Below are 17,953 nucleotides of genomic sequence, written 5' to 3'. Positions count from 1 at the left end.
GGTGCCCGCGCGGGCGGACCCCCGCGCGGGTTCGGACCCGGGCACCCACACCCCGGCCGCGGTCAGCGCCGGACCGTGCGAAGCGAGCACCTCGGCAGGTGCGCCGTCGGCGACGACCCCGCCCGCGGGCTCGAGCAGCACGAGCCGGTCGACCAGATCGAGCCAGGTGCCGATCCGGTGTTCGACGACGAGCAGGGTCGCCCGGGTCTCGTCGAGCAGCGCCCGGACCGCGTCGCGCACCTGCTCCACGCCGGAGGGGTCGAGGTTGGCGCAGGGCTCGTCGAGCACGAGGGCTCCCGGCCGCATGGCGAGCACGCCCGCCAGTGCCAGCCGCTGCCGTTGCCCGCCGGACAGCATCGTGGTCGACCGGTCGAGCGGCAGGTCGAGCCCGACGACGTCGAGCGCGGACCGGACCCGCTCCCAGATCTCCGCCCGCGGGACGCCGGCGTTCTCGCAGCCGAACGCCACGTCGTCGCCGACGCGCGACATCACGGTGTGGGCCTCCGGGTCCTGCATGACGAGGCCGACACGCCCGCGGACCGCGCGGGGATCGGCGCCGTCGACGAGGACGGAGCCCTGCACGGACGCGGCGGTGTCGTCGGAGTCGTCGGCTTCGTCGGGGAGCACGGCCGCGACGGCGCGCAGGAGCGTGGACTTGCCCGCACCGGACGGCCCGACGATCGCGACCCGCTCGCCCGGCTCGACGGTCAGGTCGACCCCGCGGACGGCCCACTCGTCCCGTTCCGCGTACCGCCAGCCCCAGTCGTCGAAGGTGATGCGTGCCGGCTCCGTCCCGGACACGACGGTCACCCGGCGGCGCGGGTTCCGCGCCTGGAGCGCTCGCGGCCGGCGGCGAACGAGGACAGCACCCCGGTCGTCGCGAGTGCCCGGACGACGAGCCAGGCGCCCACGCCGGAGATCAGTGCGCCACCGACGATCGCGGACACGACGTAGACGACCTTGAAGGCCGCGTCGAGTCCCGGGTACCAGAGCACGGTGTCGTTGAGGCCCATCGCCAACCCGGCTGCCGCGCCCGCGAGGACGACGACCGGCAGTCGGTAGCTCCGGTAGAGGAACAGCGCGAGCACGAGCTCGGCGCCGAGACCCTGGACGAGCCCGGCCTCGAGCGTGAGCCACCCCCACTGGGTGCCGAGGAGCGCCTCGACCGAGGCGGCGACCATCTCGGCGTAGAGCGCGGCTCCGGGCTTCCGCACGATGATCGCGACGACCGGGCCGGCGAGCAGCCAGACGCCGCCGAACAGCGCCTGCGTGCCGGGCAGCACGAGCGTTATCACGGCGCTGATCGGCTCGTAGCCGAACTCCCAGAGCTTGAACACGACACCGATCGCGACGGCGAGGACGCTCGCGACGACGATGTCGACGACCCGCCATCGCAGCGAGCGCTTGGCGCCGGTGGTCGGCGGAACGACAGTTGACGTGCCTGAAGGCATGGTTCGGACTCCTCCCTGCGCCGGCATGACCCGGATCAGGTTCGACGGTCGGAGCGCCACTCGCTCCCTCTCAGCCCGGCGGTCCCGGACTCCCGTGTGTGTCCCATCAGTGTAGACGCGGTCGCGACCGGATGACGGCTCGCGACCACATGACGGACTGGAGGCGCGGGGCGGACCCGCACAACTCCTCCAGTCCGTCAGTCGGTCACTTCTTGAGTGCGCGGACCAGCTTCCGCAGGACGCGACCGGTCACCCAGACCAACGGGATGCTCACGACGATGAGCGAGATGAGGTTCGGCTCGAACTCGAGGTCCTTGCCCGGACGACGGACGTAGGCGCCGATCGGTACGGACACGGCGCCGCCGCCGCCCCCGCCGTTCTCGTCGCCGTCCCCGCCGCCACCGAAGCCGAACCAGCCGAGCGACACCGGGATGAGGGTCTGGTCGCCGACGTCGACCGGCTCCCCGTAGTTGGTGGAGACGCCGACGGGGCGCACCTTCTCTGCGATCTGCGTGACGATGTTGGCCATGCGCGCGAGGCTACTCGTCCGTTCCTCCACAGGCAGGGGTGTGCGGAAACGGTCCACACCTGAGGCTTGTCTGCGGACGCGGACGGCGCTCGCCGATATGTTGGCGCCACCCACACCTGGAGGACCGCTTGCACACCTGGCCCGGCAACCCGTACCCGTTCGGGGCGACCTACGACGGAAGCGGCACGAACTTCGCCCTCTTCAGCGAGGTCGCCGAACGCGTCGAACTCTGTCTCTTCGACGACGACGGGAACGAACAGTGCATCGATCTCGTCGAGGTCGATGCGTACGTCTGGCACGCGTACCTCCCGAACGTCGGCCCCGGGCAGCAGTACGGATTCCGCGTGCACGGCCCCTACGACCCGGCGGAGGGCCAGCGCGCGAACCCGCACAAGCTGCTGCTCGACCCCTACGCGAAGGCGACCTGCGGGGACATCGACTGGGACCAGTCCCTGTTCTCGTACACCTTCGGCGACCCCGACTCGACGAACGACGAGGACTCGGCGTCGCACATGATGAAGGGCGTCGTCATCAACCCCTTCTTCGACTGGCAGGGAGACCGCCCGCCGCGCACCCCGTACGGCGAGACCGTCATCTACGAAGCACACGTCAAGGGCCTCACCGAGACCCACCCGGACGTCCCCGAGGAGCAGCGCGGCACCTACGCCGGCGTCTCGCACCCGGCCGTGATCGAGCACCTGAAGCGCCTCGGCGTGACGACGCTCGAGCTCATGCCCGTGCACCAGTTCGTGAACGACTCGACCCTGCAGGACAAGGGGCTGTCGAACTACTGGGGCTACAACACCATCGGCTTCTTCGCGCCGCACTCGCACTACTCGTCGTCCGGCGACCAGGGGCAGCAGGTGCAGGAGTTCAAGACGATGGTCCGCGAACTCCACCGCGCGGGCATCGAGGTCGTCCTCGACGTCGTCTACAACCACACGGCCGAGGGGAACCACCTCGGTCCGACCCTGTCGTTCCGGGGCATCGACAACGCGGCCTACTACCGCCTCGTCGACGACGACAAGCGGTACTACATGGACTACACGGGCACCGGCAACTCGCTCAACGTCGGGCACCCGCACTCGCTGCAGCTCATCATGGACTCGCTCCGCTACTGGGTGACCGAGATGCACGTCGACGGCTTCCGCTTCGACCTCGCCGCGGCCCTCGCCCGCGAGTTCTACGAGGTCGACCGGCTGTCGGCCTTCTTCGAGCTCGTGCAGCAGGACCCGATCGTGTCGCAGGTGAAGCTCATCGCCGAACCGTGGGACGTCGGGCCCGGCGGGTACCAGGTCGGGAACTTCCCGCCGCAGTGGTCGGAGTGGAACGGCAAGTACCGCGACACCGTCCGTGACTTCTGGCGGGGCGAGCCCTCGACACTCGGCGAGTTCGCGTCGCGGATCTCCGGTTCGGCGGACCTCTACGAGCACGACGGCCGCACCCCCAAGGCGAGCATCAACTTCATCACCGCGCACGACGGCTTCACCTTGTACGACCTCGTCGCCTACAACGAGAAGCACAACGACGCCAACGGCGAGGACAACAACGACGGCGAGAGCCACAACCGGTCCTGGAACTCCGGTGCCGAGGGACCGACCGACGACGAAGCCGTCAACGCGCTGCGACTCCAGCGGCGGCGGAACTTCCTCGCGACGCTGCTGCTCAGCCAGGGCGTACCGATGATCTCGCACGGCGACGAACTCGGCCGCACCCAGGCGGGCAACAACAACGTCTACGCGCAGGACTCCGAGCTGAGCTGGATCGACTGGGACACCGCGGACGACGACCTCATCCAGTTCACCGCCGACGTCGTGAAGCTGCGCCACGACCACCCGACGTTCCGCCGGACGCGCTACTTCAACGGGCGTCCGGTCCGACGGGGCGAGGGCGAACCGCTGCCCGACGTCGTCTGGCTGACCCCGGCCGGCGACGCCATGGAACCCGAGGACTGGGACTCCGGGTTCGGCAAGAGCGTCGGCATGTACCTCAACGGCAACGGCATCCGCGGCCGCGACGTGCGGGGCGAACGCGTCGTCGACGTGGCGTTCCTGACGTACTTCAACGCGCACGACGACGTCGTGACGTTCACGCTCCCGCCCGAGGAGTACGCGCCGGGATGGACCGTGCGGATCGACACGGCCCAGCCCGGCGCCCGTGACGAGGTCCTCGACGCCGCCACACCGCTCGACGTCCCCGCGCGCTCGATGATCGTCCTGCGTGCCGAACCCGACCACGAGATCACCGTCACCCCGGTCGACACCTCGTCGAGCCGTCCCGCCACGCCCGCCCCGCAGGACGCCGTGAGCCCCGCCAACCCGGCCGGTGCGACGGCTCCGTCCGGCACGAGCGGCGGCCAGCAGTGACCGCCCCGCGGGTCCCGGCATCGACCTACCGGCTGCAGGTCACGGCCGACTTCGACCTGGCCGCGGCCGCTGGGGTCGTCGACTACGTCCGCGATCTCGGTGCCGACTGGCTCTACCTCTCCCCTGTGCTCCAGGCGGAGCCGGGGTCGCAGCACGGGTACGACGTCGTCGACCACACCCGGGTGGACGACGAGCGCGGGGGCGACGAGGCGTTCCGGGCGCTCGCCGAGGCGGCCCACGCCGCCGGCCTCGGTGTGCTCGTCGACGTCGTCCCGAACCACGTCGGGGTCGCGACCCCGGCGGCGAACCCGTGGTGGTGGTCCCTGCTCGAGCACGGGCAGGGTTCCCCGGTGGCGTGGGCGTTCGACGTCGACTGGGACGCCGGCGACGGGAAGCTCCGTGTGCCCGTGCTCGACGACCGACTGCTGGGCGGGGTCGAACTGCGCGACGGTTTGCTGTGCCTCGGCGAGACCGCGTACCCCACCGCTCCGGGCACGGTGCACGAGGGCGACACCGCCGAGGACGTCCACGCGCGTCAGCACTACGAGTTCGTGCACTGGAAGCGGGCCGACCACGAGCTGAACTACCGCCGGTTCTTCGCGGTGAACACGCTCGCGGCGATCCGGGTCGAGGAACCCGAGGTGTTCACCGCCTCGCACGACACGATCGGCACGTGGTTCCGCGACGACCTCGTCGACGGTCTCCGCATCGACCACCCGGACGGGCTGTACGACCCCGCCGGGTACCTGCAGGACCTCGCGGAGCTGACCGGCGGCGCGTACACGCTCGTCGAGAAGATCCTCGAGCCGGGCGAGGCACTGCCGACGAGCTGGCCTGTGGACGGCACCACGGGTTACGACGCCCTCGGCGTGCTCGACCGTGTGTTCGTCGATCCCGCCGGCGAGGAACCCCTCACGGCGGCGTCCGGGGCCGAACCCGACGACTGGCAGCAGCTCACGCACGACACCCGGCGCGGCATCGCGGACGGCATCCTCGGCAGCGAGGTCGAACGGCTCGCACGGCTGCTCGGCCCGGTGACGGGGTCCGCTGCGACGGAACCGGTCCCGCACGAGCGGATCGTCGACGCCGTGGCCGAGATCGTGGCGTCGTTCGACGTGTACCGCACCTACCTGCCCGAGGGCGCGCACCACCTCATCGACGCCCTCGAACGCGCCGCCGAGGCCCGACCGGACCTCGACGACGTCATCGACCGCATCGCCCCGGCGCTCGTCGATCCCTCGAACGCCGCGGCGATCCGGCTGCAGCAGACCAGCGGCATGGTCATGGCGAAGGGCGTCGAGGACACCGCGTTCTACCGGACCTCCCGCCTGACGTCCCTGAGCGAGGTCGGCGGCGACCCGAGCGTGTTCTCACTGTCGGTCGCCGACTTCCACCAGGCGCAGCGCGACCGGCTCGGCAGCTGGCCGCACACGATGACCACGCTCACGACACACGACACGAAACGCAGCGAGGACACCCGCGCCCGCATCGCCGTCCTCGCTGAACTCGGGCACGAGTGGACGACCGCACTCGAACGTCTGCAGTCCCTCGCACCGCTCGACGACGCCGTGCTGGCCGACCTGCTGTGGCAGGCGATCGTCGGCGCGCGTCCGGCGAGCCGCGAGCGCCTGCACGCGTACGCCGAGAAGGCCTCGCGGGAAGCCGGGGACAGCACGACGTGGACGGCCCCGGACGACGACTTCGAACGCCGGATGCACGCGCTCGTCGACGCCGCGTTCGACGACCCCGCCGTGGTCGCCGTGCTCGATGCCCTCGACGAGCGGATCGACGCTGCCGGCTGGTCGAACGGCCTCGGACAGAAGCTCGTGCAGCTCACCGCTCCCGGCGTCCCCGACGTCTACCAGGGCACCGAGTTCTGGGACCGCTCCCTCGTCGACCCGGACAACCGGCGCCCGGTCGACTACGCCGAGCGCCGACACGTCCTCGCCGGGCTGGACGGCCCGGACGACGACGGTCCCGAACGGCTCCCCCGGATCGGGCTCGACGGCGCCGCGAAGCTCCTCGTCACGAGCCGTGCGCTGCGGGCCCGCCGTGACCACCCGGAGCTGTTCACCCGGTACCTCGCGCTCGAGGCGACGGGCAGCGCGGCGGACCACGTCATCGCGTTCGACCGGGGCGGGGCGGTGACGATCGCGACCCGTCTGCCGATCGGGCTCGGACGGGTCGGCGGGTGGGGCGACACCCTCGTGCACGCAGTTCCGCTCGACCGCGTGGACCTGCTGACCGGGCGGAGCGTGCCGGCGGGGCAGGGCATCGCGCTCGCCGAACTCCTCACGGACTACCCGGTGGCGCTGCTCGTGCCTGCGGACGTGGTGGAGCCGACCGACCACGGGACGTCGGCCGACGCGGCTGCGCCCAGCAGCTCCGACGAGGCGCCGACGACGGTCGAGCCCGACGCCCAGGCCGAGATCGACATCCTGGAGGGGCACGCATGACCGCACCCGACCGTTACGCCGTCTGGGCACCCACGCCGGAGCGCGTGCGCCTCGTCGTCGACGGCACCGAGTACCCGCTGACCCGCGGCGAGGACGCCTGGTGGACGACCGACGCGATCGCCCCCGTCGTCGGCGCCCGGTACGGCTTCCGCATCGGCGACGACGACGCCGTGCGGCCCGATCCGCGCAGCCGGTTCCAGCCCGAGGGGGTGCACGGCCCCTCCGAGGTGGTCGATCCCTCCCGGTTCTCGTGGACGGACGAGGCCTGGACGGGGCGGCCAGCCCGCGGGGGTGTCGTCTACGAGCTGCACATCGGCACGTACACGCCCGAGGGCACGCTCGACGCAGCGGCCGACAAGCTGGACCACCTCGTCGAGCTCGGGGTCGAGTTCGTCGAGCTGCTGCCCGTCAACGCGGTGAACGGTGAGTGGAACTGGGGCTACGACGGGGTCGGCTGGTTCGCCGTGCACGCCCCGTACGGCGGCCCGGACGCCTACGACCGCTTCGTCGACCGCGCGCACGCACTGGGGCTCGGCGTCATCCAGGACGTCGTGTACAACCACCTCGGGCCGAGCGGCAACTACCTGCCGCTGTACGGGCCGTACCTGCTGCAGGGGCTCGGCAACACGTGGGGCGACTCCGTGAACGTCGAGCACCCCGAGGTCCGCCGCTACGTCCTCGACAACGTCCGGATGTGGTTCCGGGACCACCACGTCGACGGGCTCCGGCTCGACGCGGTCCACGCGCTCCGCGACACCTCCCGGCCGCACGTCCTGCAGGTGATGGCCTCCGAGACGGACGCGTACTCGGCGTTCGTCGGGCGTCCGCTGTCGCTCATCGCGGAGTCGGACCTCAACGACCCGATCATGTTCCGCCCGCAGGAGGCCGCCGGCTACGGGCTCGCCGGGCAGTGGTCGGACGACTTCCACCACGCGGTCCACGTCGCGCTCACGGGTGAGACGAACGGCTACTACGCCGACTTCGCCCCGCTGTCGGCGCTCGCGAAGGTCCTCGAGCACGGGTTCTTCCACGACGGCACGTGGTCGTCGTTCCGTCGGAAGCGGCACGGGCGGCCGATCGACCGCGGGACCTCCCCCGCGACGGCCCTCGTCGTGGCGAACCAGAACCACGACCAGATTGGCAACCGGGCGGCGGGCGACCGGCTCGCGGCGACCCTGACGGACGAGGGCCTCGTGATCGCGGCGGCGCTGACGCTGCTCGGGCCGTTCACGCCGATGCTGTTCATGGGCGAGGAGTTCGCCGCGACCACGCCGTGGCAGTTCTTCACGTCGCACCCGGAACCGGAGCTCGGCAAGGCGACGGCCGAGGGCCGGATCCGCGAGTTCGCGGAGCACGGGTGGGACGAGTCGGCCGTGCCGGACCCGCAGGACCCGTCGACGTTCACCAACTCGAAGCTCGACTGGTCGGACGTCGACTCGGATCGCGGCGCGGCGATCCTCCGCGCCTACCGGGTACTCGTCGCACTGCGCCGCACCGACCAGGCGTTCGTCGACCCGCGGTACGAGGCGAACGCGGTGCGGTTCAGCGAGGACCGGCGGTGGCTCGTGCTGACGCGCGGACTCCTCGGGCCCGATGTCCGGCCGGTGCACGTCGTGGTGAACTTCCTCGACGACGCGGCCGAGGTGCCCGTCCCCGGCGCCATCGGCGAGGAGCTCTACCGCTTCGGCGAGGCCGAGGTGGCGACGGACTGCGTCCGCTTCACCGGCCGCGGCGTCGTCGTGCTGCGCTGACCCGTTCGCGACGGGACCGCGCTCACGTCCTCGTGAAAGCGACAGGTTCCTGCGGGAGTTCCGCGGGAACCTGTCGCTCTTCCGGCACGGACGCCGCGCGGATCCGAGAACTGTCGCTTCGGCGCCACGGCCCGCCGGGCCACGGGCTGACGGGCCGACGGGCCGACGGGCCGACGGGCCACGGGCCGACGGCCCGACCGTCAGGCCGCGTGGTCCGCGACCGCGTGCGCGTTCGCGCGCACCGACGGCAGACGACGGTGGTCCTTCACCAGCGAGCGCGCTTCGCGCAGCCGTCGGTCGATGCCCCACTTCGTGACGAGGGTGAGGCTCTCGCGGACGATGTTGCCGCTCATCTTCGAGACGCCGAACTCCCGCTCCGTGAACGTGATGGGGGTCTCGACGACGCGCAGACCGGCCTCGAGTGCGCGCCAGCAGAGGTCCACCTGGAAGCAGTACCCCTTCGAGGCGACCCCGTGGAGATCGATCCGCTCGAACGCCCGGGAGGTGAACACCCGGAACCCGCCGGTCGCGTCACGCACGGCGATGCCGAGGGCGAGTCGCGTGTAGAGGTTCCCGCCGCGGGACAGCAGCTCGCGGTACCAGGGCCAGTTCTCCACTTCTCCCCCAGCGATCCAGCGGGACCCGAGGACGAGGTCGTTCGTGTCCGCGAGTTCGATCATCCACGGCAGGTACTCCGGATGGTGCGAGCCGTCGGCGTCCATCTCGACGAGCTTGTCGTAGCCGTGCTCGAGTCCCCAGGCGAACCCCGCAAGGTACGCGCCGCCGAGGCCGTCCTTCACGGTGCGGTGCACGACGTGGACCCGGTCGGTCTCACGAGCGATCGCATCGGCGATGTCGCCAGTGCCGTCCGGGGAGTTGTCATCCACGACGAGCACGTGCACGCTGTCGTCGGTCGCGGCGAGTGTGCGCGTGACGATCGGGCGGACGTTCTCCGCCTCGTCGTAGGTCGGGATGATGACCAGGGTCGTGCTCATGGTGCTCCTTGCGCTTGACATCGAAGGTATCGGCCGCTCACTGGGCCAGTCCGACGAGAGGTCTGCGAACACGATCAGACTGCCCGTGGAATGACCTTGCCGTTCGTTCACGGCTGCGACTCGCCTGGGACGTCACCCCGCAACGGACTGGAGGCGCGGTGCCAGCCGGCACCGCGCCTCCAGTCCGGAGCTGGTCGCGTCTACGCGGGGCGCGACGCCGGGCTCACGTTCTTCGACGCGTCGCGCTCCGGGATGTCCCCCAGTGCCTCGTCGATGGCCTTGAGCGCGTCGGCGTCAAGCTTCACGCCCGCGGCCTTCACGTTGTCGGTGACCTGCTGCGGACGCGAGGCGCCGACGATCGCGCTCGCGACGTTGTCGTTCTGCAGCGTCCACGCGATGGCGAGCTGGGCGAGCGTCAGGCCGGCCTGGTCGGCGACGGGCTGCAGGCGCTGGACGGCCTCGAGGACGTCGTCGCGCATGAACCGCTTGATCATGTCGGCGCCGCCCTTCTCGTCCGTGGCGCGCGAGCCCTCGGGCAGCGGCTGGCCGGGCTTGTACTTGCCCGTCAGGACACCCTGCGCGATCGGCGACCAGACGATCTGGCTCAGCCCGAGCTGCTTCGACGCTGGGACGACCTCGCCCTCGATCACCCGCCACAGCATCGAGTACTGCGGCTGGTTCGAGATGAGCTGGAAGCCGAGCTCCTTCGCGAGGGCGGCGCCCGCGCGGATCTGCTCCGCGGTCCACTCGCTCACGCCGATGTAGAGCGCCTTGCCCTGGCGGACGACGTCCGCGAAGGCCTGCATCGTCTCCTCGAGGGGCGTCTCGTAGTCGTAGCGGTGTGCCTGGTACAGGTCGACGTAGTCGGTCTGCAGGCGCTCGAGCGACCCGTTGATCGACTCGAAGATGTGCTTGCGGGAGAGACCGACGTCGTTGTGCTGCTTGGGGCCGGTGGGCCAGTAGACCTTCGTGAAGACCTCGAGGCCGGCGCGACGCTCGCCCTTGAGGGCTTCGCCGAGGACCTTCTCGGCGGCCGTGTTGGCGTACGTGTCGGCCGTGTCGAACGTGGTGATGCCGGCGTCGAGCGCTGCCCGAACGCACTGGGTGGCGACGTCGTTCTCGACCTGCGAGCCGTGCGTCAGCCAGTTGCCGTAGGTGATCTCGGAGATCTTGAGTCCGGAGTTGCCCAGGTACCTGAATTCCATGGGTCCGACGCTAGCGGAGCGCGCGCCAGCGTGAGGGGCCGTGCGAGTACCTGCCGAGGGCCGGGGCCGCGTGGTCGCGGATGCCTTGGTGCGGTCGCCACCTTCCGATGGCGGGGGTGCGGAACGCGCGGAACGCGCGAGCGGGCGGAACGCGCGAGTGGGCGGAGCCGGACGGAAGGCGCGAGCGGGCGGAATACCCACGTCCCCGTTCGGGAGCCGGACCGGTTTCGCCCGCTCGAGCCGCGCCTCCCGCCCCGAACCCGACCCGCGGCGGGCGCGACGCGCGAGCGGGCGGAATACGCGCCGGTCCGTGCCACAACAGGACGTATTCCACCCGCTCGCCCGACCGCGCTCCCTCCTGAGTTCGAACCGCGAACCCCACACCACCCCTCCACAGCCCGCCATCGTCCCGATCCATCCACAGATCGTCGGGCGCACCTCCCTTCGGGCCAGCGGCACCGCCACGCTGGCTCCATGCAGGTCGACGCAGCGTTCCCGATGGCGCTCCGCGGCGCGCCGTTCCGTGTGCGCGAGGCGCTCCACCGCGGCGTCAGTGCAGGACGTCTCCGGACCCGGGCGTTGCTCCGCCCGTTCCACGGCATCCGGGCATGGACGCGACCGGAGTCCCACGAGGACCTCGCGCGGGCCGTCCTCCCTCGCCTGCGCCCCGATCAGGCCTTCAGCCACACCACCGCGGCGACGATCCTGGGGCTTCCGCTCCCGCGTCGCCTCGAGCGGGACCTCCGCATCCACGTCACGACGCTCGGAACCGACCAGGCGCTCCGTGTCCGCGGAACCGTCGGGCATCGCGCTCGCCGAGGCAGGGTCAGGATCGTGTACTCCGGAACCGCGGCGCTGACACATCCCGCCGACACGTTCATCGCGCTCGCGATGCTCCTCAGTCGCGACGAGCTCATCGTCGTCGGCGACGCTCTCATCGGCTGGCTCGGGTGGTGCGATCGCGACGAGTTGATCGCCACCGCACGCCGGTACCGCGGAGCCAGGGGGATCCGTCGGGTCCGCGCGGCACTCCAGGAGATCCGTCCCGGCTCCCGGTCGCCCGGCGAGACGCGGCTCCGGCTGGCACTGACCCGCCGTGGCCTGCCGCAACCGGCACTCAACCACGACGTCGTGGTCGACGGCCAGTGGATCGCCTGCGTCGACCTCGCCTACCCGGAAGCCCGTGTCGCGATCGAGTACGAGAGCGATCTGCATCGCACGGATGATCGGACGTTCCGCAAGGACCTCACCCGCGGCGAACACCTGAAGGACGTCGGCTGGTGGCTCGTCCGCGCCACGGCGGACGACCTCGGCGCGGCGATCGAGGTGTTCGTCTCGCGCATACGTCGCCTGCTCGACGGCGTGCCGACCGGGAGGCACGACCCGCGTCCGACACGCCCGCTCACGTCGTCCAGATGAACTTTGGTTGACGCTTCAACCAAATGAGTGCACAATGGGCTAGCATCAACTTCGATGCAGGCGCATGGAACAGTGCTTCCGCCCGACGCCTGCTCGGGAACGCAGACCAGACGCTTCGAAGGAGTCACCATGACGCTCACCGCCTCGACCATCCCCGGATACCAGACCGGCACCTGGAAGATCGACCCCACCCACTCGGAGGTCACGTTCTCGGTCCGCCACCTCGCGATCAGCAAGGTCAAGGGCAAGTTCGAGACCTTCGACGCCACCGTGGTCACCGCCGAGAACCCCCTCGAGTCGACCGTCGAGGCGAACATCGACGTCGCCTCGATCAACACGGGCCAGGAGCAGCGCGACCAGCACCTCAAGACGAGCGACTTCTTCCTCGTCGAGGAGCACCCGCAGCTGACCTTCCGCTCGACGAGCATCGAGGCCAAGGGCGACGACCTGAACATCGCAGGCGAACTCACCCTCCGCGGCGTCACGAAGTCGGTCGTCCTCAAGGCCGAGCTCGGCGGCTTCACGACCGACGGCTACGGCCAGGTCAAGTTCGGCGCCGAGGCGACGACCAAGATCGACCGCACCGAGTTCGGCGTGAACTGGAACGCAGCGCTCGAGGCAGGTGGCTTCACGCTCGGCAACGACGTGACCATCAACCTCGACGTGCAGTTCGTCCTCCAGGCGGCCTGACACCCGTCTGCTTCCTGACCCGCAGGTGCGCGATCGACGCGTGACCTGAGGGCATCTGTCCGCAGGTCTCAGCGGCACTCCAGACGAACGGCCCGGCTCCTCCCCCACGGAGTCGGGCCGTTCGTCATGTCCGGGATGCCCACGTCGGCGCGGCGGCACGGGCGGAAGTGCTCGTGAGCCCGTGTGCGAGCGGGCGAAATATGCGCACGAGCGGCCCGGACTGGGCCGATTCCGCCCGCTCGCACGCCAGCGACGCGATCGACTCTCGTCCCGCCGCTCAGCGGTCCCGCCCAGGCCCCGAGCGGGCTGAGTATGCGCGCGGATCGGGATGGACCGTGCACATGTCGCCCGGTCGGCGTGGACGCAGCAGCGGACGAGCGAGCGAGCGGGCGAAATACTCCGCCGACGCGTGCAAACGGGCGCGTATTCCACCCGCTCGGCCTCCGCGGGTCGCGCGGGCGGACATGAGAGCGGGCGGCCACGAGAGCGCGCAGGCGGGCGAGCACACGAGCGGGCGAAATACGCCACCCCCGCGAGCAAACGGGCGCGTATTCCTCCCGCTCGGCGTCAGCGGGCGGGAGCGCGGGCCCGGCAGTAGCGTGAGACCGCACCACGAGCACACGCAGCCGCGAGCGCAACCCGGGAATCCCGGACCGCGCCCGCCGGTTGCACGCGAACACGCCCCACTCGAACACATCAGCGGCGCAACCCACCCCGCCCAACCCCAGGAACAGGAGCACCACCATGGCCACCGACTGGATCGCGCTGCAGGCCCTCGCGGCAGCCGAGTTCGGCCGCCGCGTCGCCGCCGTGACGGACTGGGACGCCTCCACTCCCGACTCGGAGTGGACGACCCGGGACCTCGTGCGGCACGTCGTCGACGAGCAGCGCTGGATCCCGAAGCTCCTCACGGGGTGCGACTACGCCCAGGCCGAGGCTGACCTCGAGGAGATCGGCCCGGACCTCGCCGCCGAGTGGGCGAAATTCGCGTCCCGGGCGACGGAGGCGTGGCAGAAAACGCCCGCTGACGTCCCGGTGCACCTCAGCACCGACGTGGTCCCCGCCGGGGAGTACCTCACCGAGCAGACGAGCGACATCACGATCCACACGTGGGACCTCGCTCGGGCGACCGGCAGCGACGAGTCCCTGCCGGACGAGCTCGTCCGGGCCGTTTGGGAGTACTTCGAGCCGAAGATCGAGGACCTCGCCGTGACCGGGCTGTACGCCGCCCCGGTCGAGGTCGGCGAGGACGCACCGCTCCAGGTCCGCCTCCTCGCGATCACAGGCCGCGATGCCAGAGTGTCAGCATGACCGAAGACGGCAACGGCGAGAACGAATCAGCCCGAACGACCACCACCCGCCTCGGCGCCACCGGCCTCGAGATCAGCAGCGTGGTGCTCGGCATGATGTCCTACGGCGACCCCGACCGCGGCGCCCACCCGTGGAGCGTCGGCATCGACGAGGCACGCCCCTTCGTCCGCCGGGCGTTCGACAGCGGCATCACGACGTTCGACACCGCGAACGTGTACTCCGCCGGGAGCAGCGAGGAGATCACCGGCACCCTCCTCAAGGAGCTGGCCCCGCGCGAGGACGTGCAGGTCTTCACGAAGGTGAACGGCCGCATGCGCCCGGGCCCGAACGGTGCCGGACTGTCCCGCGTGGCGATCATGCACGAGATCGACGCGTCGTTGACCCGCCTCGGCACGGACTACGTCGACCTGTACCAGATCCACCGGTTCGACCCGCTCACCCCGGTGGAGGAGACGATGGAGGCGCTGCACGACATCGTCAGGGCGGGCAAGGCCCGCTACATCGGCGCGAGCAGCATGTGGGCGTGGCAGTTCGCCGAGATGCAGCACGTCGCCGAGCTGCACGGGTGGACGAAGTTCGTCAGCATGCAGGACCAGTACAACCTCCTCGAACGCGAGGAGGAGCGCGAGATGCACCCGTTCTGCGCCCACACCGGCGTCGGGGTCATCCCCTGGAGCCCCCTCGCCCGTGGCAAGCTCACGCGCCCCTGGGAGGCCGCCGGCTCCGGCTCGCGCGCCGACAGCGACGAGTTCGGCAAGACGCTCTACCGTCAGGACGAGGACGCGAACCGCGCGATCGTCGGTGCCGTCCACGAGGTCGCCGAGGCGCACGACGCGAGCGCGGCCCAGATCGCCCTCGCCTGGGTCATGAGCAAGCCCGCGGTCAGCGCCCCCATCGTCGGCGCGACGAAGGAGCACCACATCGACGATGCGGTGGCCGCGTCGTCGATCACGCTCACGGATGACGAGGTCACGCGACTCGAGTCCGCGTACACGCCCCGGGTGCCGTCCGGTTTCTGACGCGCCCGGCAGACGGACTGGAGGCGCGGCACCGGCTGGCGGGGCCCACCTCCAGTCCGTCAACCGGTGGCGTCGCCCCCGCCTGCCGCGCGTTCCAGCCGGGCGATGCGGACGAGCGCCGCGCGCTCCGTCCCGGGCCGGTGACCGAGCACGGCACCGATGCCGTCGAGGACGACGCCCGCCGTCCGACGCACCGGGAACCCGACCGGGCCGATCCCCGGCGTCCGCAGTTCGAGCATCGAGCGGTGCCGCGGGTCGAGCGAGACGACCGCTCCGTCGAACAGCGCGCGGTACCCGGGGCGCAGCAGACGGGCGAGCGGCGGGTCCTTGATGAACCGGACGACGTCCCTCGTGCGCGCGGTCACCGCGAGTTCGCCCCGGTCGAGGTACCCGTTCATCTGCTCGCGGAGCTCGGCGTCGGACTCGGGCGCGTCCTCCACACCCATCAGTCGGCCGGCGATCGCCCACTCGCGGACGTAGGCGTCGGCGCCGCCGGGGATCGGGTCTCCCCAGAGTTGCGCACTCCGGAGGAACGCATCGGTGAACGCGAGGTGCACCCACCGGGCGAGGTCGGGGTCGTTCGCGGCGTACGCCCTGGTGACCCCGTGCCCGTCGACGTACTCGCCGCGGACCCGCTCGTGGAGCGTCCGGACCCAGGCGCTCGCGGACTCGGCGGCGGCGGTGTCCCCGTGCGAGACCGTGTAGATCCAGCGGATGGTGCCGGCGAGGCGACCGAAGGGGTCCTCACGGTAGCGGGAGTGGTCCGCGACGCCGGCGAGCGCCCCCGGGTGCAGCGCCTGTACGAGGAGCGCCCGGACGCCGGCGAGGATCGTCTGCTTCCCGCCGTGCACCGTCCAGGTCGCGGATCCGGGGCCGAAGAAGCCGGCGTCGGTGCCCTGTTCGAGCTCGTCGATCCAGGCTGGGCGCTCCGTGGCGCCACCGGTGAACGTGTCGTTGAGGCGGGACCGGAAGGCGTCGGCGACCGAGGGCATGCCGTCATCGTCCGTCCTGCCCCTGACAACCCGCTCCCAGCGGCCCCAGGGCGTCCCGCTAGGTTGGTCGGCGTGAGCATCGACACGCCTCGTCCCTGGCTTGCCTCCTACGCCCCGGGGGTCCCGCACGACATCGACGAGCCGACCGGATCCCTGTACGACATCGTGGAGGAGTCCGCCAGGCGCTTCCCGAAGAAGGTCGCGCTCGAGTTCTTCAAGCGGACCACGACGTACGTCGAGCTCGAGGAGCAGATCCTCCGCGCGGCGAACGGTCTCCGCAAGCTCGGGGTGGGCGCGGGCGACCGCGTGGCGATCGTCCTGCCGAACTGCCCGCAGCACATCGTGGCGTTCTACGCGGTGCTCCGCCTCGGCGCGGTCGTCGTCGAGCACAATCCGCTGTACACGCCGCGCGAGCTCCGCCACCAGTTCGAGGACCACGGCGCGAAGGTCGCGATCGCGTGGGACAAGTCCGTCGCGACGCTGCAGGACTTCCCCGCCGACGTGGAGCTCGACGCGATCGTCTCGGTGGACCTCACCCGCGCGATGCCGCGCGGCACCCGACTCGCGCTGGCGCTGCCGGTCGCCAAGGCGCGCGAGTCCCGCGCGAAGCTGACGACGACGGTCCATGGCACCACGAAGTGGGACGACCTCGTCTCGAATCGCAGGATCTCGAAGCGGCACCCTCGCCCCGGCACCGACGACGTCGCGCTGATCCAGTACACCTCCGGCACGACCGGTGTCCCGAAGGGCGCCGTCCTCACGCACCGGAACCTCATCGCGAACGCGGCGCAGTCCCGGGCCTGGGTGCCGCAGATCCAGCCGGGGGACGGCAGCGTCGTGTACGCGGTCCTGCCGATGTTCCACGCCTACGGGTTGACGCTCTGCCTGACCTTCGCGATGAGCATGGCCTCGCGGCTGGTGCTCTTCCCGACGTTCGACCCGGCGCTCGTGCTCGCGGCGGTGAAGAAGCACCCGCCGACGTTCCTGCCCGCCGTGCCGCCGATCTACGCACGGCTGCAGCACGCGGCGGACTCCGCGATGGTCTCGCTCAAGGGCATCGCGATCGGGATCTCGGGTGCGATGGCCCTGTCGAAGGACGTCGTCGAACCGTGGGAGGAGCGGACCGGCGGGTACCTCGTCGAGGGCTACGGTCTCTCCGAATGCTCCCCGGTCATCATGGCGAACCCGGTGTCGGACGACCGCCGTCTGGGCTCCATCGGGCTGCCCTTCCCCTCCACCGAGGCCCGCGTGGCCGACCCGGACGACCCGACGAAGGTCCTCGGCACCGACGAGTCCGGCGAGCTGCAGGTCCGCGGGCCGCAGGTGTTCCGCGGGTACTGGGGCAAGGCCGAGGCGACCGACGAGGTCTTCACCCCCGACGGCTGGTTCCGGACCGGGGACGTCGTGACGATCGGTGCGGACGGGTACGTCCGGATCGTGGACCGCCTCAAGGAGCTCATCATCACCGGCGGCTTCAACGTCTCCCCCACGGAGGTCGAGGACGCTCTCCTCAAGCACCCCAGCGTCAAGGAGGTCGCGGTCGTCGGCATCACGCAGGGCGGCAACGAGCAGGTCGTCGCCGCGGTGGTGCCGAAGGACCCGAAGGCCTTCGATGCCGAGGCCCTGCGCGCCTGGTCGCGCGAACACCTTGCGGCCTACAAGGTGCCACGTCGGATCGTCGTGGTCGAGGACCTGCCCCGGTCGATGATCGGGAAGGTGCTGCGACGGAAGGTGCGGGACCGGATCCTCGGCGAGTAGGCGAGCCGACG

Annotated in this window: 14 protein-coding genes and 1 riboswitch; of the genes, 8 read left to right on the top strand and 6 right to left on the bottom strand. The window is 70.9% G+C overall.

The genetic code is table 11. The annotated features are described in order from the left end of the window. The 3 genes from HP507_RS17975 to HP507_RS11935 all read right to left on the bottom strand — a co-directional run. A partial coding sequence (locus HP507_RS17975; protein WP_420890014.1) for an ABC transporter ATP-binding protein occupies nucleotides 1-810 on the bottom strand: 810 nt, incomplete at its 3' end. After that, nucleotides 807-1,451, bottom strand: a complete 645-nt coding sequence (locus HP507_RS17970; protein ID WP_254701071.1) for an ECF transporter S component — start codon at nucleotides 1,449-1,451, stop codon at nucleotides 807-809. The genes HP507_RS17975 and HP507_RS17970, both read right to left, overlap by 4 nt. Further along, nucleotides 1,446-1,557: riboswitch (TPP riboswitch) on the bottom strand. (Overlaps the previous gene by 6 nt.) 99 nt (nucleotides 1,558-1,656) lie before the next feature. Further along, nucleotides 1,657-1,980 (bottom strand): hypothetical protein, encoded by a 324-nt coding sequence (locus HP507_RS11935; protein WP_175351995.1) that lies wholly within the window; start codon nucleotides 1,978-1,980, stop codon nucleotides 1,657-1,659. 128 nt (nucleotides 1,981-2,108) lie between these two features. On the opposite strand from HP507_RS11935, the gene glgX reads away from it, so the two are divergent. The 3 genes from glgX to treZ are packed head-to-tail and all read left to right on the top strand — an operon-like array spanning nucleotide 2,109 to nucleotide 8,553. Then, nucleotides 2,109-4,346, top strand: a complete 2,238-nt coding sequence (glgX, locus tag HP507_RS11930; RefSeq protein ID WP_175351994.1) for a glycogen debranching protein GlgX — start codon at nucleotides 2,109-2,111, stop codon at nucleotides 4,344-4,346. Next, nucleotides 4,343-6,802 (top strand): malto-oligosyltrehalose synthase, encoded by a 2,460-nt coding sequence (gene treY, locus HP507_RS11925; RefSeq protein ID WP_175351993.1) that lies wholly within the window; start codon nucleotides 4,343-4,345, stop codon nucleotides 6,800-6,802. Before glgX ends, treY begins: the two co-directional genes overlap by 4 nt. Beyond that, on the top strand, nucleotides 6,799-8,553 hold the full coding sequence (treZ, locus tag HP507_RS11920; protein ID WP_175351992.1) for a malto-oligosyltrehalose trehalohydrolase: 1,755 nt from the start codon (nucleotides 6,799-6,801) through the stop codon (nucleotides 8,551-8,553). Before treY ends, treZ begins: the two co-directional genes overlap by 4 nt. 200 nt (nucleotides 8,554-8,753) lie before the next feature. On the opposite strand, the gene HP507_RS11915 is transcribed toward treZ, so the two are convergent. Next, on the bottom strand, nucleotides 8,754-9,548 hold the full coding sequence (locus HP507_RS11915) for a polyprenol monophosphomannose synthase (protein ID WP_217508722.1): 795 nt from the start codon (nucleotides 9,546-9,548) through the stop codon (nucleotides 8,754-8,756). Nucleotides 9,549-9,748: 200 nt separating this feature from the next. Next, entirely contained in the window at nucleotides 9,749-10,753 is a 1,005-nt protein-coding gene (locus HP507_RS11910; protein ID WP_175351990.1) for an aldo/keto reductase family protein, read from the bottom strand. Between the two features lie 474 nt (nucleotides 10,754-11,227). Here HP507_RS11910 and HP507_RS11905 point away from each other — a divergent pair, with 474 nt between their 5' ends. The 4 genes from HP507_RS11905 (at nucleotide 11,228) to HP507_RS11890 (ending at nucleotide 15,192) form a co-directional block, all read left to right on the top strand. Further along, nucleotides 11,228-12,172 carry a hypothetical protein gene (locus HP507_RS11905; protein ID WP_175351989.1) on the top strand — a complete coding sequence of 315 codons (945 nt, stop codon included), beginning with the start codon at nucleotides 11,228-11,230 and terminating at the stop codon, nucleotides 12,170-12,172. Between the two features lie 129 nt (nucleotides 12,173-12,301). Beyond that, nucleotides 12,302-12,862: a YceI family protein gene (locus HP507_RS11900; protein ID WP_175351988.1), complete on the top strand. Its 561-nt coding sequence runs from the start codon at nucleotides 12,302-12,304 to the stop codon at nucleotides 12,860-12,862. 744 nt (nucleotides 12,863-13,606) lie between these two features. Further along, a complete protein-coding gene (locus tag HP507_RS11895; RefSeq protein WP_175351987.1) occupies nucleotides 13,607-14,173 on the top strand; it encodes a TIGR03086 family metal-binding protein in 567 nt (188 codons plus the stop codon). Further along, on the top strand, nucleotides 14,170-15,192 hold the full coding sequence (locus HP507_RS11890; RefSeq protein ID WP_175351986.1) for an aldo/keto reductase: 1,023 nt from the start codon (nucleotides 14,170-14,172) through the stop codon (nucleotides 15,190-15,192). Before HP507_RS11895 ends, HP507_RS11890 begins: the two co-directional genes overlap by 4 nt. A gap of 59 nt (nucleotides 15,193-15,251) precedes the next feature. Here the strand turns inward: HP507_RS11890 and HP507_RS11885 are convergent, their stop codons facing one another. Next, complete coding sequence (locus HP507_RS11885; RefSeq protein ID WP_175351985.1) at nucleotides 15,252-16,184, bottom strand: oxygenase MpaB family protein; 933 nt, start codon at nucleotides 16,182-16,184, stop codon at nucleotides 15,252-15,254. A 72-nt stretch (nucleotides 16,185-16,256) separates the two neighbouring features. Here HP507_RS11885 and HP507_RS11880 point away from each other — a divergent pair, with 72 nt between their 5' ends. Next, complete coding sequence (locus HP507_RS11880) at nucleotides 16,257-17,942, top strand: long-chain-fatty-acid--CoA ligase (RefSeq protein WP_175351984.1); 1,686 nt, start codon at nucleotides 16,257-16,259, stop codon at nucleotides 17,940-17,942. Nucleotides 17,943-17,953: the final 11 nt, after the last annotated feature.

This window comes from Curtobacterium pusillum, from assembly GCF_013359865.1.
GTDB lineage: Bacteria > Actinomycetota > Actinomycetes > Actinomycetales > Microbacteriaceae > Curtobacterium > Curtobacterium pusillum.
The sequence above is the reverse complement of the archived record's forward strand: the minus strand, read 5'-3'. Positions and strand labels throughout refer to the sequence as shown.